General features: G+C 72.1%; 20 protein-coding genes. 16 read left to right on the forward strand and 4 right to left on the reverse strand.

Features of this window, described 5'->3' with window-relative positions:
- The first annotated feature begins 19 nt into the window (after positions 1–19).
- The 5 genes from FHU34_RS13545 (at position 20) to FHU34_RS13565 (ending at position 5,829) form a co-directional block, all read left to right on the forward strand.
- Positions 20–1,726 (forward strand): ABC transporter transmembrane domain-containing protein, encoded by a 1,707-nt coding sequence (locus tag FHU34_RS13545; RefSeq protein WP_145780351.1) that lies wholly within the window; start codon positions 20–22, stop codon positions 1,724–1,726.
- Positions 1,723–3,621: an ABC transporter ATP-binding protein gene (locus tag FHU34_RS13550; RefSeq protein ID WP_145780352.1), complete on the forward strand. Its 1,899-nt coding sequence runs from the start codon at positions 1,723–1,725 to the stop codon at positions 3,619–3,621. The genes FHU34_RS13545 and FHU34_RS13550 overlap by 4 nt, the downstream gene beginning before the upstream one ends.
- A 67-nt stretch (positions 3,622–3,688) precedes the next feature.
- A complete protein-coding gene (locus tag FHU34_RS13555) occupies positions 3,689–4,267 on the forward strand; it encodes a sigma-70 family RNA polymerase sigma factor (RefSeq protein WP_244311659.1) in 579 nt (192 codons plus the stop codon).
- A gap of 106 nt (positions 4,268–4,373) precedes the next feature.
- Entirely contained in the window at positions 4,374–5,261 is an 888-nt protein-coding gene (locus tag FHU34_RS13560; RefSeq protein ID WP_208744990.1) for a M23 family metallopeptidase, read from the forward strand.
- A gap of 106 nt (positions 5,262–5,367) precedes the next feature.
- Positions 5,368–5,829, forward strand: coding sequence for a hypothetical protein (locus FHU34_RS13565; RefSeq protein WP_145780356.1), 462 nt, complete (start codon positions 5,368–5,370; stop codon positions 5,827–5,829).
- A 77-nt stretch (positions 5,830–5,906) separates the two neighbouring features.
- Here the strand turns inward: FHU34_RS13565 and FHU34_RS13570 are convergent, their stop codons facing one another.
- Entirely contained in the window at positions 5,907–11,387 is a 5,481-nt protein-coding gene (locus FHU34_RS13570; protein ID WP_145780358.1) for an ATP-binding protein, read from the reverse strand.
- 422 nt (positions 11,388–11,809) lie between these two features.
- Between FHU34_RS13570 and FHU34_RS13580 the strand changes: the two genes are divergently transcribed.
- Positions 11,810–12,907 (forward strand): winged helix DNA-binding domain-containing protein, encoded by a 1,098-nt coding sequence (locus FHU34_RS13580; RefSeq protein WP_145780363.1) that lies wholly within the window; start codon positions 11,810–11,812, stop codon positions 12,905–12,907.
- Between the two features lie 37 nt (positions 12,908–12,944).
- Here FHU34_RS13580 and FHU34_RS13585 read toward each other — a convergent pair whose 3' ends face one another.
- Both FHU34_RS13585 and FHU34_RS33650 read right to left on the reverse strand, forming a co-directional pair.
- The gene (locus FHU34_RS13585; protein ID WP_145780365.1) at positions 12,945–14,018 is read right to left on the reverse strand and encodes a hypothetical protein; all 1,074 of its coding nucleotides are present in this window, start codon (positions 14,016–14,018) and stop codon (positions 12,945–12,947) included.
- Positions 14,019–14,256: 238 nt separating this feature from the next.
- Positions 14,257–14,568: a hypothetical protein gene (locus FHU34_RS33650; protein WP_244311660.1), complete on the reverse strand. Its 312-nt coding sequence runs from the start codon at positions 14,566–14,568 to the stop codon at positions 14,257–14,259.
- Between FHU34_RS33650 and FHU34_RS13590 the strand changes: the two genes are divergently transcribed.
- Positions 14,561–15,115 carry a cellulose binding domain-containing protein gene (locus FHU34_RS13590; RefSeq protein ID WP_244311661.1) on the forward strand — a complete coding sequence of 185 codons (555 nt, stop codon included), beginning with the start codon at positions 14,561–14,563 and terminating at the stop codon, positions 15,113–15,115. The genes FHU34_RS33650 and FHU34_RS13590 overlap by 8 nt on opposite strands.
- 56 nt (positions 15,116–15,171) lie before the next feature.
- Here the strand turns inward: FHU34_RS13590 and FHU34_RS13595 are convergent, their stop codons facing one another.
- A complete protein-coding gene (locus FHU34_RS13595) occupies positions 15,172–15,969 on the reverse strand; it encodes an SAM-dependent methyltransferase (protein ID WP_145780369.1) in 798 nt (265 codons plus the stop codon).
- A 364-nt stretch (positions 15,970–16,333) separates the two neighbouring features.
- Between FHU34_RS13595 and FHU34_RS13600 the strand changes: the two genes are divergently transcribed.
- The 9 genes from FHU34_RS13600 to FHU34_RS13640 all read left to right on the forward strand — a co-directional run bounded on the left by FHU34_RS13600 (position 16,334) and on the right by FHU34_RS13640 (position 26,783).
- Entirely contained in the window at positions 16,334–17,185 is an 852-nt protein-coding gene (locus FHU34_RS13600; RefSeq protein WP_145780371.1) for a DUF1684 domain-containing protein, read from the forward strand.
- Positions 17,186–17,217: 32 nt separating this feature from the next.
- Positions 17,218–17,751 (forward strand): flavin reductase family protein, encoded by a 534-nt coding sequence (locus FHU34_RS13605; protein ID WP_145780373.1) that lies wholly within the window; start codon positions 17,218–17,220, stop codon positions 17,749–17,751.
- 41 nt (positions 17,752–17,792) lie between these two features.
- The gene (locus tag FHU34_RS13610) at positions 17,793–18,698 is read left to right on the forward strand and encodes a zinc-binding dehydrogenase (protein WP_145780375.1); all 906 of its coding nucleotides are present in this window, start codon (positions 17,793–17,795) and stop codon (positions 18,696–18,698) included.
- Positions 18,699–19,096: 398 nt separating this feature from the next.
- Positions 19,097–20,740 carry an ABC transporter substrate-binding protein gene (locus tag FHU34_RS13615; RefSeq protein WP_145780377.1) on the forward strand — a complete coding sequence of 548 codons (1,644 nt, stop codon included), beginning with the start codon at positions 19,097–19,099 and terminating at the stop codon, positions 20,738–20,740.
- Positions 20,737–21,666 carry an ABC transporter permease gene (locus FHU34_RS13620; RefSeq protein ID WP_244311662.1) on the forward strand — a complete coding sequence of 310 codons (930 nt, stop codon included), beginning with the start codon at positions 20,737–20,739 and terminating at the stop codon, positions 21,664–21,666. The genes FHU34_RS13615 and FHU34_RS13620 overlap by 4 nt, the downstream gene beginning before the upstream one ends.
- A gap of 4 nt (positions 21,667–21,670) precedes the next feature.
- Positions 21,671–22,561 carry an ABC transporter permease gene (locus FHU34_RS13625; protein ID WP_145780379.1) on the forward strand — a complete coding sequence of 297 codons (891 nt, stop codon included), beginning with the start codon at positions 21,671–21,673 and terminating at the stop codon, positions 22,559–22,561.
- Positions 22,558–24,204, forward strand: a complete 1,647-nt coding sequence (locus FHU34_RS13630) for a dipeptide ABC transporter ATP-binding protein (RefSeq protein WP_145780381.1) — start codon at positions 22,558–22,560, stop codon at positions 24,202–24,204. Before FHU34_RS13625 ends, FHU34_RS13630 begins: the two co-directional genes overlap by 4 nt.
- Positions 24,201–25,409 (forward strand): LLM class flavin-dependent oxidoreductase, encoded by a 1,209-nt coding sequence (locus tag FHU34_RS13635; RefSeq protein WP_145780384.1) that lies wholly within the window; start codon positions 24,201–24,203, stop codon positions 25,407–25,409. Before FHU34_RS13630 ends, FHU34_RS13635 begins: the two co-directional genes overlap by 4 nt.
- Positions 25,410–25,424: 15 nt before the next feature.
- Entirely contained in the window at positions 25,425–26,783 is a 1,359-nt protein-coding gene (locus FHU34_RS13640) for an NtaA/DmoA family FMN-dependent monooxygenase (RefSeq protein WP_145780387.1), read from the forward strand.
- The last annotated feature ends 7 nt before the right edge of the window (positions 26,784–26,790 follow it).

Below are 26,790 nucleotides of genomic sequence, written 5' to 3' on the forward strand. Positions count from 1 at the left end.
TGCCCCCATCGATCCGAGCATGACAGTCGCCGAGATCAGCGGGAGCGTGGTGCTACGCCGTGCCCTGCGCCGACAGCGCCGCCGGGTGGTGCTCGGCATCGTGCTGCTCTGCGCCCACCAGGCCACCGAGGCCCTCGTACCGGTCGCCATCGGCGTGATCATCGACCGGGCGGTGGCCACCGGGGACGTCACCGCGCTGCTGCTCTCCCTCGCCGGCCTCGCCGCCCTGTTCACCGCCCTCGCCTTCGCCTACCGCACCGGCGCCCGGCTGGCCTACGCCGCCGTCGAACACGAGGCGCACACGACCCGCGTCGAGATCGTCCGAAGCGCCCTCGACCCGCGCGGACACCGCTCGGGTCTGCGCGACGGGGAGCTGCTGTCCGTCACGGCCTCCGACGCCGAGTTGTCCGCGCTGGTCGTACGCGTCGCCGGGCTCACCGCCGCGGCGCTCACCGCGATCGTGGTCGCCGCCGTCGCGCTGCTCGTCGTCGACGTCCCCCTCGGGCTCGGGGTGCTCGTCGGCGTACCGCTGCTGGTCGTCGCCCTTCAGCGGATGGCGCCGCTGCTCACCCGGCGCAGTACGTCGCAGCAGGAGGCCCTCGCGGCCACCACCGCGCTCGCCGTCGACCTCGTCACCGGGCTGCGCGTGCTGCGCGGCATCGGCGCGCAGGACCACGCCGCCCGCCGGTACGCGGGCGCCAGCCGGCACGCCCTCGACGTGACCCTCCGCGCCGCCACCACCAAGGGCCTGCACCTCGGCCTCACCACAATGGTCAACGGCCTCTTCCTCGCGACGGTCGCCGGCGTCGCGGGCTGGCTCGCGCTCCAGGGTCGGCTCACCATCGGCGAACTCGTCGCCGTCGTCGGACTGGCCCAGTTCATCGCCGAGCCGGTGCAGACGCTCGGGTACTGCGTACAACTGTTCGCCATGGCCCGGGCCTCGGCGGCGCGGGTCGCGCGGGTCCTCGGCGCGGCGCCGGTCCTCGCGCCGGGTGACGCCGGGCCGCCCACCCCGAGCCCGTCCCGGCTCGCCCTCGACGGGGTCTCGCACGCGGGCCTCGACACCGTCAACCTGAACGTCCGCGCCGGTGAGATCCTGGGCGTGCTCGCCTACGACCCGAGCGAGGCCGAAGCGCTCGTCGCGCTGCTGGCCGGCCGGGTGCACCACGCGGACTACCGGGGGACGCTGTACGTCGACGGCGTACCCGTCGAGGACCTGCACATCGACGCCGCGCGTGCCGTCGTCCTGGTGGAGCCACACGACGTGGCGCTGTTCGAGGGCACCCTGCGCGCCAACCTCAGCGCCGATGCCCACGTCGACGACACGGTCCTGCGAGCCGCCGTGCGGGCTGCCGCCGCCGAGGACGTGCTCACCGCACACCCGGACGGTCTCGACCGCCGGCTCACCGAGCGGGGAGCGAACCTGTCCGGCGGTCAACGGCAGCGGATCGGGCTCGCCCGTGCGCTCGTCGCCGACCCACCGGTGCTGGTACTGCACAACCCCACCACCGCTGTCGACGCGGTGACCGAGGCACTGCTCGCCGAAGGGTTGGCCTCGGTCCGCGCGGCGGACACCCGCGCCACGGTGCTGATCACCACCAGCCCGGCCCTGCTGCACGTCACGCACCGGGTCGCCGTGATCGACAAGGGTCGGGTCGTCGCCGAGGGGCCGCACGAGCGGTTGCTCGCCATTGACACCCGCTACCGGGAAGAGGTCCTGCGATGACCGACCCGTCGACCGCGAGCGGCATCGAGGCCCGGCATTTGCTGCCGACGGCCACCGGCCGGCAGACCTGGGCCGCCCTCCGTACCGAGCTGGCCCGCCTGCCGCTGCTCAGCGCCGTCGCCGGCACGCTGCTGGTCGCCGCGTCCGCGACCGGGCTCGTCGCCCCGTGGGTGCTCGGTCGCCTCGTCGACGACGTCATCGCCGGAACCGACACACAGCAGGTCGTGGCCTGGTCGGGCGTGATCGCGGGCGCGGCGGTGCTCGCGGGGCTCCTCACCGCGGCCGGAGCCGCGGTCGCCGCACGCCTCGGCGAGACAGTGCTGGCCCGGCTCCGGGAGCGGGTCCTCGACCGTGCCCTGCACCTGCCGTCGGCCACCCTGGAACGAGCCGGGACCGGCGACCTGGTGGCCCGGGCCGGCGACGACGTGGCAGTGGTGACGAACGTGATCGCCACAAGCGGCCCCGCCTTCCTCGGGGCGACGCTGTCCGTCGTGTTGACAGCGCTGGGGCTCTTCGCCCTCGATTGGCGGCTCGGCATCGCCGGGCTGGCCGCCGCACCGGCGTACGCGCTGGCGCTGCGCTGGTACCTCCGGCGGTCGGTGCCGTACTACGCCCGCGAGCGGGTGGCGACGGGCGAGCGTACGCAGGCGACGGCCGAGGCGCTGCGCGGCTCGGCGACGGTACGCGCCTACCGGATGGAGGACGCGCACGTCGCGCGGATCGCGGATCGTTCCGGCGTCGCCCGCGACCTGTCGCTGGAGATCTTCGGCCTGTTCACCCGGTTCGGACTGCGCATCAACAGGTCCGAGTTCGTGGGGCTGGCCGCCGTGCTGCTCGCCGGCTTCCTGCTGGTCCGCGAGGACCTGTCCACCGTCGGCGCGGCGACCACCGCCGCCCTCTACTTCCACCGCCTCTTCAACCCCATCGGCCTGTTGCTGTTCGAGTCGGACTCGGTGCTCCAGGCCGGGGCGAGCCTCGCCCGGCTCGTCGGGGTGACCACACTGCCGGACACCGCATCGCCCGACAGCAGCCGGCCTGCCCGTCCGGAGCGGCCCGAGCCGGCGGCGCTGGAGGTGACCGTCGCGCAGCACCGCTACGACGACGGACCTGTCGTGCTGCGGGACATCACCCTCCGTCTCGCGCCCGGTGAGCGGGTGGCACTGGTGGGCGCGAGCGGTGCGGGCAAGAGCACGCTCGCCGGCATCATCGCCGGCATCATCGAGCCCAGCCAGGGTTCGGTGCGCCTGCGCGACGTGCCGCTGGCCCAGCTCGGCGAACACCAGCTCCGGCGCGAGATCGCCCTGATCAGCCAGGAGGTGCACGTGTTCGCCGGGCCGCTCGCCGACGACCTGCGCCTGGCCGACCCGGACGCCACCGACGCCGAGCTGACCCGCGCCCTCGACCTCGTCGGCGCCACCGGGTGGCTGCGTACCCTGCCGGACGGGCTGGCGACCGCGGTGGGGGAGGGCGGACGGCAGCTCACCGCGGCGCAGGCCCAGCACCTCGCGCTGGCCCGCCTCGTCCTCGCCGACCCCGCCGTCGCGGTCCTCGACGAGGCCACCGCGGAGGCGGGCAGCGCGGGCGCGCGCGACCTCGATCGGGCCGCCGTGGCGGCCACCGAGGGCCGTACCACGTTGGTCGTCGCCCACCGGCTCAGCCAGGCGGCCACCGCGGACCGCATCGTCGTCTTGAACCAGGGCCGCGTCGCCGAGCACGGTACGCACGCCGAGCTGCTCGCGGCCGGTGGCGGCTACAGCCACCTGTGGCGTTCCTGGCGCACGCCCGACCCGGTGCCGCCGCCCGCACGGGAGAGCACCGAGGGGAACCGTCACCCGAATGTGGGAGCCCCGGGAACTTTTCCGGACCAGCCGGCGACAACCAGAGTGCGCGGCTGACCGGCGGCGTCCCGACGACGGCCTCTCGGCCGAGAAGGAGCGCCCGTGGCACACAGGACGGTGGTCTGTGCGGACCGGCGGCGTTGACGACGCCCAGGTCACCCGGTGGGCGCAGGATGCGGGCCAGGGCGACCAGCAGGCCGCCACGGCGTTCATCCGGGCCCTCCAGGACCAGGTCTGGCGGTTCCTGTCGCATCTCGCCGGGCCGGGTGAGGCCGACGACCTGACCCAGGAGACGTTCCTGCGGGCATTCCGCAACCTGCCCGGCTTCGCCGGCCGCTCGTCAGCCCGCACGTGGGTGTTCACGATCGCCCGGCGGGTCGCCGTCGACCATGTACGCACGGCGGTGGTCCGGCCGAGGCTGGCGTCCGTGCCGGACTGGCAGGCGGCGGCCGAGGCCGCCGGGGCGATCACCGCCGGCGCCGACGAGAGCGTGACGCTGCACCAGCTGATCGCCGGCCTGGCCCGAGATCGCCGCGAGGCGTTCGTGGCCACCCAGGTGCTCGGCCTGTCGTACGCCGAGGCGGCGGAGATCTGCCAGTGCCCGGTCGGCACGATCCGGTCCCGGGTGGCCCGGGCACGCGAGGATCTCGCTACGGCCTGGCAGCTCGACAGCGCCCCGGGCCACGACCGGCGAACCGGCTGAGGGCGGATTCCACAGGCACCGTGCGGCGTTCCTGACATTGAGCGAAGTCACTTCAGTGGCTACCCTCGATGGTCCATGGTCATCTGCGACCGTACGGAGACTGATGGTGAGACACGACCCTCTGCCTGCCTGCTGCGGCGACGACGGGAAGCAGCCGCGGACGGGGTTGAGCCGCCGCAGGCTGTTGCGCGGAACCGTGTCGGCTGGCGGGGCCCTCGCCGTCGGCGGTGTCATCGGTCTGCCGGGGACCGCTCGTGCCGCTCCCGCCATCTACAACCCGTTCGCCGGCTACCCGATCACCGGAAGCTGGCAGGAGCACCTCAACCGCGGCTCGTTGGGCGGCATCGACTTCGCGATGGGCGTCGGGACGGACCTGCCGGCCTGCGGTGCCGGCACGATCCAGAACATCCCGAACAACGGTACGGGCGGCCACACGGTGACGATCCAGCACGCGGACGGTTACCGCAGCCAGTACCTGCACCTGTCGCAGTTCCTGCTGGCCAACGGCACCGCCGTCGGCGCCGGCGCGATCGTGGGCCGCTCGGGTGGTGCGGCTGGCGCCCCCGGTTCCGGCAGCTCGACGGGCCCCCACGTGCACTGGCACATGATCAACCCCAGCGGCGTACGCATCAACCCGCTGACCTACGTCAACCAGAACCCGGGTGGCGGCGGTCTGCCGAAGACATCCACCGAGCAGGACGGCGTCCCCGGCACCATCTTCTACAAACGCATGCAGAACTGGCTGCGGATCACCTCCGGCTACGCCGGCCCGATCGACGGCGCTCCCGGGGTGCGGACCTATGCCGCGTTGCAACTGGCCATGCGCGGCTACGGCTACACCGGTCCGATCGACGGCGTGCCGGGAGCGAACACCTGGGCGGCGGTCCAGCGCCTCGCCTCGGGGTGGGGTTACACCGGCCCGATCGACGGGGTGATGGGGCCGAACTCGTGGCGAGGCTTTGCCCGCTTCCTCAACCAGGACCGGTGGAACTGACGCCCGCGTCCTCCACCGACTGCTGGGCCGCGCCACCTGGCGTGGGGGCCGACCCGCATGATCAAGGGGATGGACGAGGCGGGCAGCGGTTCCTAAGATCACGCCGGTGAACACCGAACCTCTCAACGTCGCCGGCGTAGCTGGCCCGATCGTCATCGCCACCAAGGCACTCTTTGGCCACCCTGCCGTGACCGTCGGCGGAGTGCCGGCCCCCAGGACGGGCAGACGTTACGCGTTGCCGACGGTGGACGGTGGTGTCGTCCAGGCAACGGTTCGCACCGTTCTCGCCGACCCCTACCCGACGGTGGAGATCAACGGTGTGCAGCACCGGACCGGGCCCTCCATGCCGATCTTCCTGCGCATCCTGGTTCTGCTGCCGATCCTGCTGTTCACCGTCGGCGGTATTGTGGGCGCGCTGGTCGGGGCGTTGGGCGTCTGGGGAAACCTGACAGTTGCCCACACCCGGATGACACCTGCCGTCAAGGCGCTCGCCATGGTCGGAGTCGGCATCGGCACGGTCGTCGTCTGGTTCGTCATCGCCGTCGCGCTGAACGCGGCGCTCAGCTAGACCGCCACGCGCCTCACCCTTCCACACGTCAGCACCACCGGTCGTCGACCGGTGGTGCTGACGTCGTACGCGGGCAACTAGCCCAGGCGGGCCTCGATGGCCTCGATGATGCGAGGACGCAGTTCGGCGGCGCGGACGACAGCGTCCACCGAGCCGACCTCGACCGCGCGGTGGATGTTGTGCACCCGGTCGAACTCCGCGGCGACCTCGCCGAGCTTCTCCGCCCGCACCGACGAGCGCAGCTCGTCGAGTTCCGCGGTCAGGGCGGCGCGTTCGGTGCCGCTGGCGGCCGCCACGCTGGCCTCCAGGTCCCGCACGCGCGGGTCGGCCGCCGTCCGGGCGTTGACGTCGGCGGAGAACACCACAGCGGCGGCGGGTGCGCCGCCGAGCACCGAGGCGAACGAGCCCTCCAACGCGAGCACCGTCATGTTCGGGTTCAGCGCCTTCGAGAACACCACGAACGCACCGCCGTGGTAGCGCGAGATCACGCAGAAGACGATCGGCCCGTCGAAGTTGACGATCGCCCGACCGATCTCGGCGCCGTACTCCAGTTGCAGCTTGCGCATCGACTCCGGTGAGCCGTCGAAGCCGGACAGGTTCGCCAGGACGACGAGCGGTCGGTTGCCGCTGGCCGCGTTGATCGCCCGCGCCGCCTTCTTCGACGAGCGGGGGAACAGCGTGCCCGCCGTGTAGGTGTCCGGGCCGTCGGTGGGCGGGAAACCGTGCCGGGGCACCGACCGGGACTCGATGCCGAGCAGGCAGACCGGAATGCCACCGAGGTGGACGTCCTGCACGACAGCGGTGTCCGCGTCCGCCATGCCCGCCCACCGCTCCAGGACCGGGTGGTCCTGGTCGGAGAGGGCCCGCATCACCGTACGGATGTCGAACGGCTTCTTGCGGTCCGGGTTCGCCTCGACGGAGAAGATCTCCCCGACGGTGCGGAAGGCGCTGCCCGCCACGTCGTGCGGGAAGTCGGAGATGTCGCGCTCGGTCGGGTCGGAGGTGACCGCCCGCCGGGGAGCGTCCTCGCCGGGGGCGACGTACGCGTGGTCGTAGTGCGCCATCACCACGTCCCGGGCGGCCGTGAGGTTCGGCGCCCAGTACTGCGCCTGCCCGTTCGGACCCATCACGCGGTCGTAGCCACCGATGCCGAAGTTGTCCTCGGCGGACACACCACCGGAGAAGTCGAGCGACTGCTTGCCGGTGAGCACCATCGCGGAGTCCGGGGTCATCACCAGGATGCCCTTGGTGTGCATGAGCATCGTCGCCTCGGCGTTCCAGTACGGCTGCGCCCCGACGTTGATGCCGGCCACCACGATGTTGATCTCACCGCCGGCCTGGGTGAACTCGACGATCCGCTTGAGCGCGGCGGCCACCCAGTCCATGTTCTCGGTGCCCGAGGTCATCGAGATCCGAGCGCCGGCGGACAGCGCCCACCACTCCAACGGCACCTGCATCCGCTCGGCCAGGTCCAGGGCGGCGATCACTCGCCGGCACTCCGGCTCCGACAGCGCGCCCAGCGACTTCGTCGGGTCACCGAGCAGCACTACCCGGGTGACACCCTGCGGGTGCCGCTCGGTCGGCGTCGTGACCACCCCCGCGACGATCGCCGCCCTGTTGCGCCCCTTCGGCCGGTCCACCGGCACCAGCACGTGGTCGTCGTCGAGATCGTGCTCGACGAAGTCACCGAGCCGGCCGGTCAGCTCGTACGGGTACACGGTGTTGCGGCTGCTCGCGCGCAGCACCTTGAGCCGGTACTCGTCGAGCGGCTCGATCGGCTCGACCGGCGGTTCACCGACGGCCAGCTCCGCGCCGCCCGCGGCGTCGAACGAGATCCGTACGGCGATCTTGGTCAGTTCGCCGGTCCGGCGGTCGCGCTGCCGCGCGATGAACAGGATCTCCTCCAGCCCCGCGCCGGCGGTCGTCGGGCGCACGCGCCCGGCGATCATCTCCATCTCCTCGCGGGTCAGCTCGCTCGGCGGCCACACGTAGACCACGATGCGGTTCGTGTTGAAGCGCGTCTTCGACGGCCGCAGCGACTGGGCGCGGCGGATCGAGTCGAGGCAGGCGGCGATCGCGTCCTCGGTGGTCGGCAGCGCGACCAGACGGCCGTCCTGCTCGCGAAGCTCGGTCAGGTCACGCACCTGCGCGAACGCGACGAGACGCTCGTCGGCCCGGTTCTCCCGCGCCACGCACTGGAAGAGGTAGACCTCCTCGTCCGACGACGGCAGGCGGGTCAGGTCGAACTTGTGCAGCCGCTCCAACTGCATCCGCTGCGCGATGTACGGGTGCAGGCCGCGGATCAGCCGGTCCTCGGTCAGCCCGGTGTCGGAGGGGCGGAAGGTGAAGTGGTGGTGCATCACCGCTCCGCCGCGACCCGCGACGGTGGTGGTGACCCGGCGGACCTGAGGCGGCAGCGGATGCGCGGCGATCACCTCGGCCAGCGCCGCCGCCATCGCGTCGAAGTCCTCCGGCTGGTTCTCCCAACCGAGGTAGATGTCGGCGTCGACGGACTCCTCGTCACCGGCCAGCTCGGCCAGCCCACGCAACGCGCTGCCCAGCGCGTCGAAGCTCACCGCGGCGGAGACCACGCTCGAATCGGCCCGCTCGGCGACCACGAACGTGCAGCCCGCGACGGCCTGGCTACGCACGCTGGTGAGCGCCTTGTTGCCGTAGTACCGCCGGGTCAGCACCTCCAGCATCACCGCGTTGTCGAGGTGGTCGCGCACGAGCCGCTGCCCGAGCAGCCGGACCAGGGGCTCGGTGCTGCGTACCATCTCGGCGATGCGCTCGGCGCGGTCCGCGGCGTCCGGCTGCGCGTCCAGGTGCCGCAGGTGACCACGGACCTCGGCGTACACCCGGGCCCGGTTGCGTCGCAGCAGTGGCTGGGCGAACCAGGCGAACACCACGCCACGGGCGAGGTCGGCGACCACGGGGAAACGCACCTGCGTCGCGGCGATCAGCCGCTCCAGCGCGAGACCGGCGGGCTCCCGCAACGACTCGTCCGGCGGGGTCTCCCGCAGCCAGGCGCGCAGCACTGTCGCGACGACAGTGGCCTCGGCGGATGCGCGCTGCTGGGCCAGGAAGATCCGGAACACGGCCGCTTCGAGCGCGGGGGAGCGCTCCAGATCGGTGACGCCGTACCGGCCGAGCGCCTTGGCGAGCCTGGTCTGGAAGGCGTCCGGCAGACCGGCCCGCTCGACGTCGAGGCTCTGCAGGTACGTGTGGAAGTACTCCCGGGCGCTGTGCACGTGGGCGCCGCCGCCGTCCTCACCGGTCGGCCGGTTACGGCTCAACTCGGCGAGGTCGGCGAACACCTCGATGAGGTCGAGTTCGGCGGCGAGCGGCCGACGACCGGCGCCGGACCGCTGGCTCGCTTCGGTGGCCTGTCGCCGCGCGGTGAGGTAACCGTCGAGCACCCGACGGTCGTCGTGCGGGTCGACGTCGAAGCCGAGCAGCAGCCCCCGCAGGTCCTCCTGACCGCGCCGGACGCGCTCGTCCGTCGGGACGTCCTCGGCGGCGGTCGGCAGGTCCAGTTCGACGGTCTCGCCGGTCGGGCCGTCGGTGGCCTCCTCGGCGTCGTCCATCAGTGGCTCCAGGCGCAGCAGCGGCGCACCCGCCTCCACCTGGCTGCCCACCGAGACGGCGCACTCCTTGAGGCGGGCCTTGAACGGCGCCCGCAGCACCGTCTCCATCTTCATCGCTTCCAGCACCAGCACTGGCGCGCCCGCCTCGACCTCCGCGCCGATCTCCAGTGGCGTGGCGACGACGAGCGCCGGCATCGGGGAGCGCAGGACGCCACCCTCGTCGCGGCTCACGCGGTGCGTCACACCGTCCACCTCGACCAGGTGGGTAGGCCCGTACGTGCCGGTGAGCAGGCGGTAGCGGATGCCGTTGACGACGATCTGGCCGGTGTGCCGGTCGAACCGGTCCAGCTCGACGTCGGCGGTGCGGACGACGGTGCCCGCCTCGATACCGACGCGGAACCGGTGTGGGCCGACCCGCGCCACCCGGGTGCGGTAGCCGACGCCGCGCAGCTTGAGGTCGAGCGGTCGGCCGCTGGAGTGCTGCACCTGCGGGCGTCCGCCGGCAGCCGTCGACAGCAGTCGCTGCCGCTCGACGCGCTCCTCCTCCTCGTACGCCTCGATGGCGGCGGCGGCCAGGGCGACCGCGCTGTGACGGTGGGTGACGAGTCGGCCCTCGCCGCGGACGCGGTCGATCCAGCCGGTGTCCGCGCTGGCGTCGATCACCTCGGGCTGGTCGAGCAGGTCGAGCACGAAGCTCTTGTTCGTCGCGCCGCCCTCGATGATCACCGTGGTGTTCGCCATGGCCCGCCGCAGCCTGCCGAGCGCCTCGTCACGGTCGCGGCCGTAGGCGATGATCTTCGCGATCATCGAGTCGAAGTCGGCGGGGATGGTGTCGCCCTCGCTGACGCCGGTGTCCACCCGGATGCCGGGGCCGCTGGGCAGGTCGAGCCGCGCGATCCGCCCCGGGGACGGCGCGAAGTCACGGTCGGGATCCTCGGCGTTGAGCCGGGCTTCGATGGCGTGTCCGCGCTCCACCGGCGGCGTGCCTTCGAGCCGCCCGCCGGAGGCGACGTGCAGTTGTGCCTTGACCAGGTCGAACCCGGTGGTCAACTCGGTGATCGGGTGCTCGACCTGGAGGCGGGTGTTGACCTCCAGGAACGCGAACAGCCGGTCCCCGGGGTGGTACAGGAACTCCACGGTCGCCGCGCCGCGGTAGCCGACCGCCACGGCCAGCCGCTCGGCCGACGTCTTGAGCTCGGCGGCCTGCGCCGCGTCGAGCACCGGCGATGCCGACTCCTCGATGACCTTCTGGTTGCGCCGCTGCACCGAGCAGTCGCGGACGCCGAGCGCCCAGGCGGTGCCCTGCCCGTCGGCGATCACCTGGACCTCGACGTGCCGGGCCCCGGTGACCAGGCGTTCCAGGAACACGATGCCGCTGCCGAACGCCCGCGCCGCCTCCTGGCTGGTCCGCTCGTAGGCGTCGTCCAGCTCGGCTTCGCTCCGGATGACCCGGATGCCGCGCCCGCCGCCGCCCGCTGTCGCCTTGAGCATCAGCGGGTAGCCGATCTCGGCTGCCGCCGTCCGGGCGGCGGCCAGGGTCTCGACGGCACCCCGGCTCCACGGAGCGACCGGAACGCCGACCTCCTCGGCGATCAGCTTGGAGCCGATCTTGTCACCGAGTTGGCGCATGGCGTCCGCGCTCGGCCCGACGAACGTGACGCCGATCTTCTCGCACAGTTCGGCGAACGCGGGATCCTCGGCGACGAAACCCCAGCCGACCCAGGCGGCGTCCGCCCCGGTCTCGGTCAGGGCGCGTTCCAGCACCTGGAGATTGAGGTACGGGCGGGCGGACGCCGGACCGAGATCGTAGGCGATGTCCGCTTCGCGGACGAAGGTGGCGGTCCGGTCGACGTCGGTGTAGAGCGCGACGGTTTCGAGCGGGATGCCGGTCTCCGCGGCCAACTCGCGGACCGCGTGGATGAGCCGCATGGCGGCTTCACCACGGTTGACGATGGCGACACGGTTGAACACCCGACTGACCCCTTAGCTAGACCTTGAACTGCGTGCCGCGAGACGACGGCTCCCAGCAGTGATCACCTTTCCGGCTGGCGGCGGCCAGCGCTATGGCGCAACCACCGAACCAACAGTCGCTCAGTTGTAGGAAGTGCACAAAACTTTTTGGCACCCAGGCGCCGGCTCCGGCAGTTGATCAAGTCGCCCCCGGGCGGTTCACGTCGACCGCAGGCCGGGCAACCGCCCGCAACAACCCGTCCGACGGTACGGCGCGCGCGGTCGCCAACGGTATCGGGATCTTCGTGGGCCGGCACTGACCTGTCGTACCCGTACGGAGTCGCCCCGCCCGGTGCCCACCGGTCGGGGCGACTCCGTATCCGGCACCTGTCGTTCCGGACCGCCTCGACGGAAACTGTCGCCCGGCGACGGAGAATGAGAACGTGACCGTTCTCGATTCGCGGGCGCTCAACCGCGCGACGCTTGCCCGGCAGTTGCTCCTCGATCGCGCCGAGATACCGGTCCCCGACGCCGTCGCGCACCTCGGCGGTCTTCAGGCGCAGGAGCCGCAGGAGCCGTTCGTCGGGCTCTGGTCGCGGCTGCGTGCCTTCGACCCGGCGGTGCTCTCGCACCTGCTGACCGAGCGACACGTGGTGCGCACCCACCTGATGCGTCGCACCGTCCACCTGGTCGTCGCCGACGACGCCGTGGCCTGGCGGTCCCGTCACGACGCCATGTTGCGCCAACGGGTGCTCGGCGTCTACCGCGGCGAGTTGAACGGCGTCGACCTCGACGAACTGGCCGTGGCAGCCCGGAAGGTGCTGGCCGACGGTGAGCCGCGCTCGATGCCGGAGATCGGGCGGGCGCTCGCCGAGCGCTGGCCGTCCGCGGGTCCACGGGCGCTGGGCGAGATGGCCGTCGCGCTCCTTCCGTTGATCCAGCTGCCACCGCGCGGCGTGTGGCGTGCGAAGGGGGGCGTACGGCACGTCCTGCTCTCCGCGTGGCTGGGCCGGGAGGTCGACCCGTCGACCCGGGAGGGCTCGGATCCCGTCGGCACGGTGCTCGTCCGCCGCTATCTGACCGCGTTCGGGCCTGCTGCCACCGCCGACCTGCGCGCCTGGTGCGGCCTCGCCGGTCTGCCGGCCGCCGTCGCCGAGATGCGCGACGAGCTGGTGACCTTCCGCGACGAGCGCGGTCGGAAACTGATCGACCTGCCCGACGCGCCGCGCCCCGACCCGGAGACACCCGCCCCGGTGCGGTTCCTGCCGGCCTTCGACAACGCGATCCTCGGCTACGACGACCGCAGCAGGATCATCGACGACGCGCACCGTCTCCTCTCGGTGGCCGGCGAACGCGTGGTGCTGGTCGACGGCCGGGTCGCCGCGACCTGGACCGTCGAGGCGGGCACCGTGACCGTCAACCCACTGACCAACCTCAGCCGCGCCGACCGCGCCGCCGTGGAGGAGCAGGGGCGCGCCCTCGCGTTGTTCCTGTCCGACGACGAGAGCGACCGGGTGCGGGTGGCCTCGTCGCCCCGGTGACGGGTGCGGAATACCCGCCACCGGGGAGGCGGAGGCGTCAGTCGATGGTCGGGGGTGCCGTCCTCGCCGCCTCGGCGAGTGCCGCCGCCGCCGTGGCGTACGGGTTGTAGGTGTAGGTGCGTGCCAGGCCCGCCGGCACCGTGAAGTACTCGGCCGACAGTTTCGCCGGGTCGCTGGCGATCTCCCCGCGCGCGGGGACGTCGTTGCCGTCGTCCCAGCCCCAGGGCGCGTTCGCCGAGTTGGTCGAACAACTCCAGGTCCCGACGCCGCAGTCGCCGGACGTGTCGCCAGCGAACGTGCCGAGGCTGGCGAACAGGCTCGGGTTGGACCGCTGCGCCCACAGCCCACCGACGGCGAAGATGTCGATCAGCTGATACCGGACGTCGCGGTCGTTGCTGCTGCTCGGCGTCTCGGCGACTGTCGACGGGTAGTAGACCAGCCCGTCGCCGTTGATGGCGTACTGCGGGTAGGCCTTCAGGCCATGGCCCTGAGCCTCCTGTGCCGTCACCGGGTGCTGAAACGCATCGTGCGGTGACGCCTGGAACTGCAGTGTGCCGTCGATGCTCTCCCGGCCACTGGTCCAGGTGCTGCCGGCTGGCGTGTACGAGAAGAAGTCGCTGTGCGCGACGGTGACGGCCGAGCGGAGGACGCCGTACGGGGAGCCGTCGCGCTCGATGGCGAACAGGGTGCCCTCTCCGTCGTTCTCGTGCTCGGTCTCGAAGAACGGGTGGTCGGTCCAGTCGCGGGGGTGGAAGAAGAAGTACGTGATGTACCAGTGGGTGCTCGTCTCCACGACCGAGTAGTAGGCGTGGGCGGCGAGTGAGGTGCCCGCCTGGCCGGCCCGGTCCCAGTTGTTGCGGCCGTTGAGGTCACCGTCGAAGTCGACGGTGCTGATGTAGTCCGACTGACCACTCAGCGCGTGACTCCCGGTGGCGTCGACGTCCTGGTAGTGGATGGGTGCCCAGCGGAGGGCGAGTTCGGCACGGCTGACGGCGGCTGCGGCCGGTGTCGGCGCGGCGAGGAGAGAGGCGGTCAGCACCGCGGTGGCGGCCGCCGCGATCAGCGTCCTCATCGTCCGGGGTCGCCGGGTCCTGTTGATTCTGTCGAGCATGGTGTGCTCCCACGTCCGAGGTGATAGACAACTATGAATCATTGTCGGTGTGGGCGCCCGGCGTGTGTCCGTCCGGCGAAGAGGAGGCGGACGATGTCCGACCGGACTGCGGACGGCCCTTTTCCGGGGCCGGGCACGCGCTTGCATCGATGTTTGTCGACTGCCATGCTGTGGTTCGGTCGTGCTCGGGAGCCAGCGCGCACCACACCTTCTCCGGTCCACGGGACGCACGCGGTGGTCAGGTCACCCGTGCCGGGCAGTCCTCGTCGGCGACCGGTAACCCGAGCGCGGCACCGGCTACCACCTCGGTCATCGGTGCCCGGTAACCACCGGAGGTACCGATGCTTCGCATGTTCCTCGCCGCCACGACCGCGGCGCTCGCCGTCCTGGGTGGGGCGAACGCCGCCACAGGGGCCACCGGGGCTACGGAGGCCACAGGGGCCACACCCTTGACCACGACGTCACCGGGGCCCACGCCGACGATCGCGTGCCCGCCCGCGTTGCCGATCACCGCCAACGTCGCCGGCGTCACCGCCACGAGCGTGACCATCTCCTACTCGATCTTCTTCCGCCCGCCCTGCGGCTACGACCCGCCGATGACCGTCAGCCTCTTCGCCAACCGCGAGGACGCCCAGCAGTGGCGGTCGCCGGTGGCCGTGGCCGTCTCCGGGCCGGAGCGCAACGGCACTGTCACGATCGACCGGCTGACACCCGACACGGAGTACTGGTACCGGTTCACCGACGTCGAGGGCCGGCGGGACCCGTACGTGATCGCGTCGGCGCGGACCGCGCCGCTGGCCTCCTGCCGCGCGACGGCAACGATCGATGCCCGCTGGGGCAGCGGCTTCGTCGCCACGGTCACGGTCCGCAACACCGGGAGCGAGCCACTGGACCGGTGGCGGGTGTCCTGGCGGTGGTCCGGTGACGAGCGCGTGCAGTCGGTGTGGGGTGGCGTGGCCGAGACCGTCGGCGTGGACGTCACGGTCCGCAACGCCGCCTACAACGGAACGCTGGCACTGGACGGTGTGACGACGTTCGGTCTGCTCGCGGCGACCAGTTCGGTGCCCGACGGGTTGACGGTGAGCTGCGCCCGCTGAACGACGTCCGCCCCGCTCCCGCTGTCACGGCGGAGGCGGGGCGGACGTCGCGTCGGTCAGGGCTTGCGGGCCACGGCGCCGTAGGCGTCGATGCCGGTGGCATCGGGCTCCTCCGGCCGCCAGAGCGGGATGGGCACCAGGCCCGGCTCGACCTTGGTCAGCCCGGTGAAGCAGGTGTCGAGGTCCTCCGGGCTGCGCAGGATGTACGGGACGCCGCCGCTCTGCGCCAGCCGCTCGGCTCCGGAGACCACCTCGGGGCTGGTGTCGGTGCCGTCCCAGAGCACGAGGTAGCTGCCGGAGGGCATCGCGGCCATGGTCCGCTCGACGATCGAGCGCACCACGTCGAGGTTGGGCTCGTAGCCCAGTACGCCCATGAACATCACAGCGATGGGCTGGTCGAAGTCGAGCGTCTGCGCCGCCTCGGCGAGGATCTTCTCCGGGTCGTGGTAGTCGGCGGGCACGTAGGTGGTGACCCCCTCGGTGGTCGTGTTGGCCAGCAGCGCCCGCGCGTGCACCAGCACCATCGGGTCGTTGTCGACGTAGACGATCCGGGAGTCCGGCGCGATGGATTGGGCGACGGCATGGGTGTTCTGCATGGTGGGCAGGCCGGTGCCGATGTCCAGGAACTGCCGGATGCCCGCCTCGGCGGCGAGGTGACGCACGGCCCGCACCAGGAACACGCGGGACTGCTGCGCCATGACGACGATCTCCGGGTAGACCTCGGCCACGGCGTCGCCGGCCGCCCGGTCGGACTGGAAGTTGTCCTTCCCGCCCATCCAGTAGTTCCAGATACGCGCCGCGTGCGGCACGTCGGGCTGAAGCTTCGCGGCGAGTTCGGGGTCCGGACCGGCCATGCCAGGCTCCTATCGAGGGGTCGAGAGCTGGAGGTCACCACTGAGGTGTGAGCGGGATCGTACTCCGACGGTGTCCACTGTCGACGCCAGGTGGAAGGCCCGTCGACGCTCCACCCGGCCTGGGGGCTTGAAATCCTACTTAGTTGGTAGGAAAATCGTCGCCATGCCGTCCGTTCGGTTGTTCACCTCCCGCCGGGTCATCGACCTGATGCGGGTGGCCGCGCAGCTCTGTCCCGGCGCGCCCACCCCGGTCTGAACGGGCTGACCAGCCCACGCCTGCCGGTCTCTCGCAGCCGTTCTCCCGTCGGCGCGCGACCGGCTTCCCGCACCCGGCCCAGGTGCACCCCGCCGAGGAGGACCTGTCATGAGTATCGACGCCCCATCGTCCACCGCCGCCGACTCGCGGCGCGAGTTCGACGAAACGTGGCAACAGTGGCACCGGCGCCACGAGGAGGCGCGGGCCGACCCACACGGCTTCCTCGCCGTCACCGGCCTGCACTGGCTGACCCCGGCACCGCAGCGGATTCCCGGCGTTCCGGGGGAGTGGCACACCGGTGACGGCGGGCCCGTGGTGAGTCTCGGCGACGAGGAGCTGGTTGTCGACGGCCGGCAGGTCCGGGGCCGGCACGAGTTCGGCTCGATCGCCGAGCGGGCCGGCGTCACAGTGGGCTTCGACGGCGGGGTGCTGGAGGTTGCCCGCCGAGGTGGCCACGACATCCTCCGGCCCAGACGCCCGGACCACCCGCTGCGCGTCGACTACCGGGGCACCCCCACCTATCCACCGCAGCTGGGATGGGTCGTCACCGGACGGTACGTCGCGTTCGACAGCCCGCGATCGACCACGGTCGGCGCGGCGGTGGAGGGGCTGACACACGTCTACGACGCACCCGGCCAGATCGAGTTCGCGGTCGACGGGGTGCCGCTGCGCCTGACCGCGTTCAACGGTGTCACGCCTGGAAGCCTGTCGGTGCTGTTCACCGACGCCACCTCCGGCGTCACCACGTACGCCGCCAACCGGTCCCTGAGCGTCGGCCCACCGGACGAGCAGGGTCGGGTGACGCTCGACTTCAACCGGGCCACCAACCTGCCCTGCGCATACACCGACTTCGCGACCTGCCCACTGCCGCCGGCGGAGAACCGACTGCCGATCGCCGTCGAGGCCGGCGAGAAGATCCCGTACGAACGGCTGGCGGACGACCCGGCCGACCGAGCATGACCCCTGCGGACCAGCCCATCGGGAGGATCGTCATGACCCAGTCCACCAACGCGCCGGTCGACGCAGACAGCGACGCGCTGCGGACGTTACTGCGCCACCAGGCCAGCACCGTCACCGTGGTCACCGCGCCCGGCACACCGGCTGTCGGCTTCACCGCCACCTCGTTCACCTCGGTGTCGCTGGCACCGCCGATCGTCTCGTTCTGTCTGAACCTCGGTTCGTCGAGCTGGCCGGCGGTCGCCCGGGCACGGCACGTGGCTGTGCATCTGCTCGCCCACCATCAGCAGGAGCTGGCCCGTACCTTCGCGACCAGCGGAATCGACCGGTTCGCCGGCCCGACCCGATGGCGGACCGGCCCTGAGGGGGTGCCGATCCTCGACGACACCCTGGCCTGGCTGCTCTGCCGGGTGGTCGACCGGGTGACCGTCGGCGACCATGCCGTGGTGCTGGCCGAGCCGGAGATGCTCCGGCATGCCGACGTCGGGTCGCCGCTGCTCTACCACCGGGGACGCTACGCCGGGCTGGCCGGCGACCAGCACGGGGCGGTTCGCCGACCCGCCGCCTGACCGGCGCGATCGCACGCTGAGTCCACGATGAGGAGGGCGCCATGCGCGCGATCGTCGCTGCCCCGGGCACCGGCGAGGGTTTCCGGCTGACAGAGGTGCCCGACCCCACGCCGGGCCCGCGGCAGGTGCTCGTGGACGTCCGACACGCTGCCGTCAACACCGGCGAGATCCGGCACCTGGGCCTCTTCCCGGCCGGGTCCGTGCTCGGGTACGACGCCGCAGGTCATGTGGTGCGGGGTGCCGAGGACGGCTCCGGCCCCCGCGAGGGTGAGCGGGTGGTCGCCTTCGGGCCCGGCGCCTGGGCCCGCCTGGCGGTGTTCGACGTGGACAGCGTGACGGTGGTGCCCGCCGCCGTCGACCTGGCCGAGGTGGCCGCACTGCCCATGGTCGGCATCACCGCCCTGCGCACACTGCGTGCGTCGGGTTCGCTGCTGGGCCGTCGGGTGCTGGTCACCGGCGCGTCCGGGGGAGTGGGACGGGTCGCCGTCCAGCTCGCCCGGCACGGCGGCGCGTACGTAGTCGCGGTGGTCGGCTCCGTGGCTCGGGGTGCCGGCTTGACGGAACTCGGCGCGGACGAGGTGGTGGTCGGCCTGGACGGCGTCGGTCCGGTCGATGTGGTGCTGGAGACCGTCGGTGGCGCCCAACTGGTGGCCGCCTGGGGCTTGCTGGCCCCGGGTGGGGTGCTGCATAGCATCGGCTGGGCGTCCGGCGAGCCGGCGGTCTTCCCGGTGAACTCGACCTTCGCTCCGGGTGTGGCACGGACGCTGCGGTCCTTCGGTGACGCCAGCGCGCCGGGGCCTGACCTTGCGCTCCTGGTGGATCTCGTAGCGCGTGGAGCGCTGCGGTCGCCGATCGGTTGGCGCGGCTCGTGGCAGCGGCTGGCGGAGGCGGTCGACGCGTTGGCGCACCGTCGTGTCGCGGGAAAGATCCTGCTCGACCTGGACTGAGTGCGGTCCGTCCCGCTGCTCCGCCGGTCAGGCAAAATCTCTGTAAACCCTATAGCCTTAGTAGGGTATCCGTCAACGAATCGACGTCCGCACGTGCGATAGCCGACATCCCCCGACGGATTCGTTGACACCACCGACGCCCTGACTGTGGACTCGACGCATGTCCAGCGAGCTGCGGCTGACGATCCGCGGCCACATCGACTTCGGTCGGGTGTGGTCGAGTTCCTGTCTGGCCTGACCCGGCACCCTCGCCCGTAACCCGGCCCGCCGCACCGGCCCGCCGAGGTGGGGCGCACCGCTGCGCCGCCACAGCATCGTCACCGACACCGGCCCACGCCCACGCGTAGCGCCGGGCGTCGGCACACCCGCTTCCGCCTGCCTGGACAGGAGATCCCACCATGCCCGCGCACCGTCTGCGCACAATCGCCGGCGCCGCACTCGCTCCTCTGCTCGCCGCCGTCGCCGGCTGCTCCACCGGCACCGCCCTCACCGCCGAGACGGCCGGGCAGCCGCGCTCCGGCGGCACCCTCACCTGGGCCGTGGAGACCGAGCCGATCACCCTCAACCCGCACCAGTACGCCCAGGCGAAGGCCCGCCTGCTGGTCTGGAACACCTTCGAGTCCCTGCTCACCTACGACAAGCAGGGCAAGCTGGCGCCCTGGTTGGCGACGGGCTGGCAGGCCGCACCCGACGGCTTGTCCTACACGCTGACGGTGCGGGACGGGGTCACCTTCTCCGACGGCACGCCCCTCGACGCGGCGGCCGTCAAGGCCAACATCGACAAACTTCGTGAGCCCGGGTACGCCCCGGCCGTCGCCGCCGTGCAGTTGCGCAACCTCAAGACCGTCGAGGCCATCGACCCGCGCACCGTACGGCTCGTCCTCACCGCGCCGGATGTGCTCATCCTCGACTTCCTCGCCTCCCCGCAGGGCGCGCAGATCTCGCCGAAGTCGCTGCGCGAGGCGAAGAACCTCAAAGCCGGCGGTGTCGACGTCGCCGGCACCGGACCGTTCGTGCTGGACCGTTACGTCCCCGGGCAGGAGTTGCACTACCGGCGCAATGCCAGCTACGACTGGGCGCCGCCCACCGCGACGCACACCGGCCCGGCCTACCTGGACGGGATCACCTACCGGTTCCTCAAGGAGTCGGCGGTGCGCGTCGGCGCGCTCACCTCGGGCCAGGTGCAGCTCGTCGAGGGCGTGCCCGCCACCGACCAACCGCTGGTCACCGGGAACCGGACACTACGCCTGGCCCGCGAGTTGAACTCCGGCTCGGCCTACTCGTACTACTTCAATACCTCCCACCCGCCCTTCGACGACCTGCGGGTCCGACAGGCGTTCCGGGAGGCCGTCGACGTCGACACCGTCCTGCGGTCCGTCTACCGCGACACCGCCACCCGCGCCTGGAGCGTGATCAGCCCGTCCAGCCCGCTTTACGACAAGAGCCTCGAAGGCGGCTACGGCGGCGACACCGCAAAGGCGAACACCCTGCTTGACCAGGCCGGCTGGGCGGCCCGCGACGCCGACGGCTTCCGGACGAAGGACGGCAGACGGCTCACCGTACGACTGGTGCAGTCCGCCCCCTTCGTCCGTGACCGTCGCGACGTCCTTGCCCAGGCCGTGCAGGCGGCCGTCAAGCAGAGCGCCGGCATCGACCTGAAGGTCTCGCTCGTCGACCAGGGCACCGCAACCGACGCGTTCCAGCGCAACGAGTACGAGGTCTTCGACAACTCGCGCGCCGACACCGACGCCGGCGCCGCACTGAACCTGCTCCTGCACTCCAAGGGCGGCATCAACCGCACCCAGGTCAACGATCCGCGGATCGACCGACTCCTGGAGGCCGGTCAGGCCGCCGCGGACCCGACGAAGCGTGCCGGCATCTACGCCGACCTGCAACAACAGGTCGTCGCCGAACAAGCCCTACTCCTGCCGCTGTACGCGCCGGCCGACCAGATCGCGGCCAGCGTCGGCGTCGGAGGGGTGCGCTTCGAGCCCACCGCCGGGGTGCCCGCCAGCGCGTACGACCTGTGGATCGGCAAGTGACAGCGCTGCGCGCGGTGGCCCGCCGGCTCGGTGCCGGCCTGGTCGTCCTCTGGGTCGCGGCGACCGCCGCCTACCTGGCGCTGCTGGCCGCGCCCGGCGACACCGTGGACAACATCGTCGCCGACGGTGCCGACACCCCGCAGATCCGTGCCGAAATCATCGCCGAGTGGGGGCTGGACCGGCCGGCCATCGTGCAGTACCTCGACTACCTGGGGCGGCTGGGAGCCGGCGACCTGGGTCGCTCGTACCTGCTGCAACGCCCCGTCACCGAGGTGATCGGCGAACAACTCGCGCCCAGCCTCACGCTCGCCGTCGCCGCCGCCGGGCTCGGGGTGCTGCTCGCCCTGCTCATCGCGGTGGCCACCGCCGGCGACCGGCGACCGTGGCTGCGCCGGGTCAGCTCCGGCAGCGAACTGCTGTTGGTATCCACCCCGTCGTTCCTGATCGGGCTCCTGCTGCTCAGTGTGCTGTCGTTCCGGTTCGGGTTCTTCCCGGTCTCGGGTGATCAGGGAACCGCCGCGTTGGTGCTCCCCGCCGTCACCCTCGCGCTGCCCATCGCCGGGCTGCTCGCCCAGGTGCTGCGCGACGGCATCGACAGAGCCCTCGACGAGCCGTTCGTGCTCACCGCCCGCTCCCGAGGCGTACGGGAACGAACGGTGTTGGTTCGCCACGCCTTTCGGCACGCCTTCCTGCCGGCAGTCAGTCTGGCCGGCTGGGTCTTCGGCATCGTGGTCGGCGGCACCGTCATCGTCGAACAGGTCTTCGGCCGGCCCGGCCTCGGCCAGGTCACCCTCAGCGCGGTCACCACCCGGGACATGCCGGTGGTGCTGGCAGTGGTCACCCTCTCCGCTGCCGGCTATGTCGTGGTCAACACCACTGCCGACCTGGCGTACCTGCTGGTCGACCCGCGTTTGCGAAGGAGCTGACCCGATGACCGTCACCCTCGGCCCCGCGTCCACCGACGCCCCCGTGCTCACCCGCGCCGTCCCGTCCCGGCCCGGCGTACGCCTGCGGTCTCTTCCGCGACCCGGCCTGCTCGTCGCCGGGGCGTACCTCATCCTGCTCGTCGTCGCCGCGGCCTGGCCGGCGGTGCTGGCCCCCGCCGATCCGCTCGCTGCCGACCCGCTCGCGGTGCTCTCGCCGCCGAGCGTGACGCACTGGTTCGGCACCGACCACCTCGGCCGCGACGTCCTGACCCGGGTCGTGCACGGCGCCGGACACTCGCTCACCATCGGTGTCGCGGCCACCGGGATCGCGGTGGCCGGCGGCGTGCTGCTCGGCCTGCTCGCCGGCCTCACCCACCGGGTCGCCGACGAGGCGCTGAGCCGCACGTTCGACGCGCTGTCGGCGTTCCCCATGTTGCTGCTGGCCCTGCTGTTCATCGCCATCGCCGGCCCCGGCACCGCCAGCCTGATCGTCGCCATCGGCATCGCCACCCTGCCGCACCACGCCCGGGTGGTCCGTGGTCAGACGTTGCTCGTCCGCCGCGCCAACTACGTCGAACAGGCCGTCACCTTCGGCCAGTCCCGGCCCCGGCTGGTGCTGCGACACGTGCTCCCCAACGTGGTCGGACCGGTGCCGGTGCTCGCCGTGATCGGGCTCGGTGAGGCGATCCTTGCCGCCGCCGGGCTCAGCTTCCTCGGCATGGGTCCGCAGCCACCATCGCCGGAGTGGGGCGCGATGCTCTCCGAGGGGCGCAACTATCTCCAGGTGGCGTGGTGGATCACCATCCTGCCCGGTCTGGCGGTCACCGCCACAGTGGTGTCGCTGACCGTCGTCGGCCGACACTGGCAGGCCCGTTTCGACGGGAGGAGGCGGTGACGGCCCCGCTGGTCGCTGTCGAGGATCTGCACGTCGCATTCGACACCCCGACCGGCCGGGTGGAGGCGGTGCGCGGGATCAGCTTTACCGTCGAGCGCGGCGAGTGCGTGGCCATCGTCGGAGAGTCCGGCTCCGGCAAGAGCGTGACGGCTCGTACCCTGGTCGGTCTCGCCGGTCCGGGTTCGCGGGTCCGTGCCACCCGGCTCGACCTGGCCGGTCACGACGTACGTGGTCACCGGCCCCGGGACTGGCGGCGGGTCCGGGGTCGGCTCGCCGGGCTGGTCCTCCAGGACGCGTTGGTCTCCCTCGACCCGCTGCGGACGGTGGGCGCCGAGGTCGGCGAGGTGCTCAGCGCCCACGGGATCGTCGGACGCCGGGAACGGGCCGGCCGGACCATCCACCTGCTCGACCAGGTGCACCTGCCGGAGCCGGAACGCCGCGCCCGGCAGTACCCCCACCAACTCTCCGGTGGGTTGCGGCAACGAGCGTTGATCGCCTCCGCGATCGCCGGGGAGCCGGCGCTGCTCATCGCCGACGAGCCGACCACCGCGCTGGACGTCACAGTGCAGGCGCAGATCCTGCGGCTGCTCGCCGAACGGCAGGCCGACGGGATCGGCCTGTTGTTGATCAGCCACGACCTGGCGGTGGTCGCCCAGGTCGCCGACCGGGTCCTGGTGATGCGGGACGGTCAGGTCGTCGAGCAGGGGCCCACCGATCGTCTGCTGCGAGCACCGTCGCACCCGTACACCCGGCAGCTGCTGGCCGCGGTGCCCTCCGCGACCTCGCGGGGCCGCCGGCTCGCCGCTGCGGCGCGGGCCGGGGACGCACGGACCACGCTGCCGGCCCGGCCCGAGGTCCGCGCCGACGACACGGTGCTCGACGCGGCCGGCCTGACCAAGAGGTACGGCGAGCACACGGTCGTCCGGGACGTCTCCTTCACCGTCGCGCGGGGCGAGACGCTCGGCCTGGTGGGGGAGTCCGGCTCCGGCAAGAGCACAGTGGCCCGGATCGTCGCCGGTCTGCTCGACGCCGACGCGGGCACCGTCACCTTCGAGGCACAACCGTGGAGGGACGTGCCGGAGCGGGCCCGCCGCCCATTGCGGCGCAGGTTGCAGCTGATCTCCCAGGACCCGCTGAGCTCCTTCGACCCCCGCTACACCGTCGGACGGGTCGTCGCGGAGAACCTCGACGCCGACGTCGGTCGCGCGGACCGCCGGGATCACGTCGTCGACCTGCTGCGTCGGGTCGGTCTCGGCGCGGACCTGGTCGACAGGCATCCCCGGCAGCTCTCCGGCGGGCAGCGGCAGCGGGTCGCCATCGCCCGCGCGATCGCCCCCCGGCCCACAGTGATCGTCTGCGACGAACCGGTCTCCGCCCTCGACGTCTCCGTGCAGGCCCAGGTCCTCGACCTGCTCGCCGACCTGCGTGCCACCGACGGCACCGCCCTGCTCTTCATCTCCCACGACCTGGGTGTGGTGCACCACCTCAGCGACCGGGTGCTGGTCATGCACGACGGCGCGGTGGTCGAGCAGGGCCCGGTCGGCGACGTCTTCACCTACCCCCGGCACGACTACACACGGTCCCTCCTGGACGCGCTGCCCACCCTCGTCACCGCCGGTCGACCGTTGGAGGAACACCGATGACCGAGAAGAGCCTGCACCTGGCCGTGGCCCTGGACGGCCTCGGCTGGCACCCGGCCGCCTGGCGGCTCTCGCCCGCCGACGCGGGCGCGCCCCTGACAGCCCGCTACTGGAACGTCCTCGCCGGCGAGGCCGAGAACGCCGCACTGGACCTGCTCACCATCGAGGACAGCCTCGACCTTCAGTCGTCCCGGCCGGACGGTCCCGACGGCCGCATCGACGAGGTCCGGGGACGCCTCGACGCGGCGCAGATCGCGGCGCGGATCGCCCCGCTGACCCGGCACATCGGCCTGATCCCGAGCACCAGCACCACCCACACCGAGCCGTTCCACCTCGCCATGGCGATCGCCACGCTCGACCACGTCAGCGGCGGACGGGCCGGGTGGCGGCCCCGCATCTCGGCACGCAGAGCCGAGGCCGGGCACTTCGGCCGCCGCGACATCCCGGCACTGGACACGGCCCGGCTCGACGAACCGGAGACCGTACGACTCGTCGGCGACCTCATCGCCGAGGCCGGCGACGCGGTGGAGGTGGTCCGTCGGCTCTGGGACAGCTGGCAGGACGACGCCGTGATCCGGGACGTGCCCAGCGGCCGCTTCGTCGACCGGGATCGGCTGCACTACACCGACTTCACCGGCCGCTGGTTCTCCGTCAAGGGCCCCTCCATCGTGCCCCGGTCGCCGCAGGGGCAGCCGGTCGTCGCCGCCCTGGCCCACTCGTCGGTGCCGTACGCGTTCGCCGCCCGGCACGCCGACGTCGTCTTCGTCACCCCGACCGACGCCGGGCACGCCGCCGCGATCGTGGCCGAGGTGCGGGCAGCCGAGGAGACCGTCGGCCGAGTGCACCCGCCGCTGCGCGTCCTCGCCGACCTGGTCGTGGTGCTGGACGAGACGTCGACGCTCGCCGAGCACCGCAGAGCCCGCCTGGACGAGCTGCACGGCGAGGAGTTCACGTCGGACGCGGCCATCGTCGCCGGCATCCCGCAAGACCTGGCCGACCTGCTCGCCGAGTGGCACCGGGCCGGGGTGGACGGTTTCCGGCTGCGGCCCGCCGTGCTCCCCGACGACCTCACCGCGATCACCCGGGCTGTGGTGCCCGCACTGCGCGACAGGGGCCTGTTCCGCGCCGGATATTCCGGCGGAACCCTGCGCGACAGGCTCGGCCTGCCCCGACCGGCCAGCCGCTACGCCGTTGCGGCGACGGCCTGAGTTCAGGAGACCACGATGCCCAAGCAGATCATCCTGGCCGCGCACTTCCCGGGCGTGAACAACACCACCGTGTGGAGCGACCCGGCCTCCGGCAGCCAGATCGACTTCGACTCCTTCGTCCACCTGGCCCGCACCGCCGAGCGTGGCAAGTTCGACTTCTTCTTCCTCGCCGAAGGGCTGCGCCTGCGTGAGCAGCGGGGCCGCATCCACGACCTGGACGTGGTCGGCCGCCCGGACACGTTGACGGTGCTCGCCGCCCTCGCCGCGGTCACCACCCACCTGGGTCTGGCCGGCACCCTGAACACCACCTTCCGCGAGCCGTACGAGCTGGCCCGGCAGCTGGCCAGCCTCGACCACCTCTCCGGTGGGCGGGCCGCCTGGAACGTCGTCACCACCTCCGATGCGTTCACCGGGGAGAACTTCCGCCGGGGTGGATACCTCGACCGCTCGCTGCGCTACGAGCGGGCCGCCGAGTTCGTGCGTACCGCGCGGGAGCTGTGGGAGTCGTGGCCGGCGGAGGCCGTCGTGGGCGACCGGGACGGTGGCCGGTACGTCGCGGACGCCGACCCGGGCGCCTTCGCCCACCACGGCGACCAGTTCGACATCGCCGGGCACTTCACGGTGCCCCGCAGCCCGCAGGTGCACCCGGTGATCCTCCAGGCCGGTGATTCGCCCGACGGGCGCGAGTTCGCTGTTTCCAGCGCGGACGCGATCTTCTCCCGGCACGGCACGCTGGAGGACGGTCAGGAGTTCTACCGGGACGTGAAGTCCCGGCTCGCCCGGTACGGCCGTCACCCCGACGACCTGAAGATCATCCCCGGGGTCACCTTCGTGCTCGGGGACACCGACGCCGAGGCGCAGGAACGGGCCCACCACATCCGCCGGCAGCAGGTCAGCCCGCAGACCGCGATCCTGCTGCTCGAACAGCTCTGGAACCGGGACCTCTCCGGGTACGACCCGGAGGGCCCACTGCCCGTGGAGGATCCGGACGTCTCCGCCGACGCGATCAGCCGGGGCCGGGCGGGCATGTACCCCGACCCGGTCGACACCGCACGGCAGTGGCGGGCGTTGGCCGAGGAGAAGGGCCTCGGCATCCGCGACCTGATCATCGAGGTCACCGGTCGGCAGTCCTTCATCGGCACTCCCCGACAGATCGCCGAACGGATGAACCACTTCGTGCAGTCGGACGCGGCCGACGGCTTCATCCTGGTGCCACACCTGACCCCGGGCGGGCTCGACGACTTCGTCGACCAGGTCGTGCCGCTCTTGCAGGAGCGCGGTGTCTTCCGCACCGAGTACGCCGGCACCACCCTGCGCCACCACCTGGGCCTCAGCCCCGCCCGCCCGGTCGGTGCCGCGTCACCGTCCGCCTGACCCTCCC

Origin of the sequence: Micromonospora taraxaci (genome assembly GCF_007830095.1) — a bacterium.
GTDB lineage: Bacteria > Actinomycetota > Actinomycetes > Mycobacteriales > Micromonosporaceae > Micromonospora > Micromonospora taraxaci.

Bases quoted from the DNA above. Each gene is read 5' to 3' on its own strand.
- FHU34_RS13545 (WP_145780351.1), top strand. From the start codon at position 20: ATGACAGTCGCCGAGATCAGCGGGAGCGTGGTGCTACGCCGTGCCCTG.
- FHU34_RS13550 (WP_145780352.1), top strand. From the start codon at position 1,723: ATGACCGACCCGTCGACCGCGAGCGGCATCGAGGCCCGGCATTTGCTG.
- FHU34_RS13585 (WP_145780365.1), bottom strand. From the start codon at position 14,018: ATGCTCGACAGAATCAACAGGACCCGGCGACCCCGGACGATGAGGACG.
- FHU34_RS33650 (WP_244311660.1), bottom strand. From the start codon at position 14,568: ATGGTCACGCTCGTGGCGGTGACGCCGGCGACGTTGGCGGTGATCGGC.
- FHU34_RS13595 (WP_145780369.1), bottom strand. From the start codon at position 15,969: ATGGCCGGTCCGGACCCCGAACTCGCCGCGAAGCTTCAGCCCGACGTG.
- FHU34_RS13600 (WP_145780371.1), top strand. From the start codon at position 16,334: ATGAGTATCGACGCCCCATCGTCCACCGCCGCCGACTCGCGGCGCGAG.
- FHU34_RS13605 (WP_145780373.1), top strand. From the start codon at position 17,218: ATGACCCAGTCCACCAACGCGCCGGTCGACGCAGACAGCGACGCGCTG.
- FHU34_RS13610 (WP_145780375.1), top strand. From the start codon at position 17,793: ATGCGCGCGATCGTCGCTGCCCCGGGCACCGGCGAGGGTTTCCGGCTG.
- FHU34_RS13615 (WP_145780377.1), top strand. From the start codon at position 19,097: ATGCCCGCGCACCGTCTGCGCACAATCGCCGGCGCCGCACTCGCTCCT.
- FHU34_RS13625 (WP_145780379.1), top strand. From the start codon at position 21,671: ATGACCGTCACCCTCGGCCCCGCGTCCACCGACGCCCCCGTGCTCACC.
- FHU34_RS13635 (WP_145780384.1), top strand. From the start codon at position 24,201: ATGACCGAGAAGAGCCTGCACCTGGCCGTGGCCCTGGACGGCCTCGGC.
- FHU34_RS13640 (WP_145780387.1), top strand. From the start codon at position 25,425: ATGCCCAAGCAGATCATCCTGGCCGCGCACTTCCCGGGCGTGAACAAC.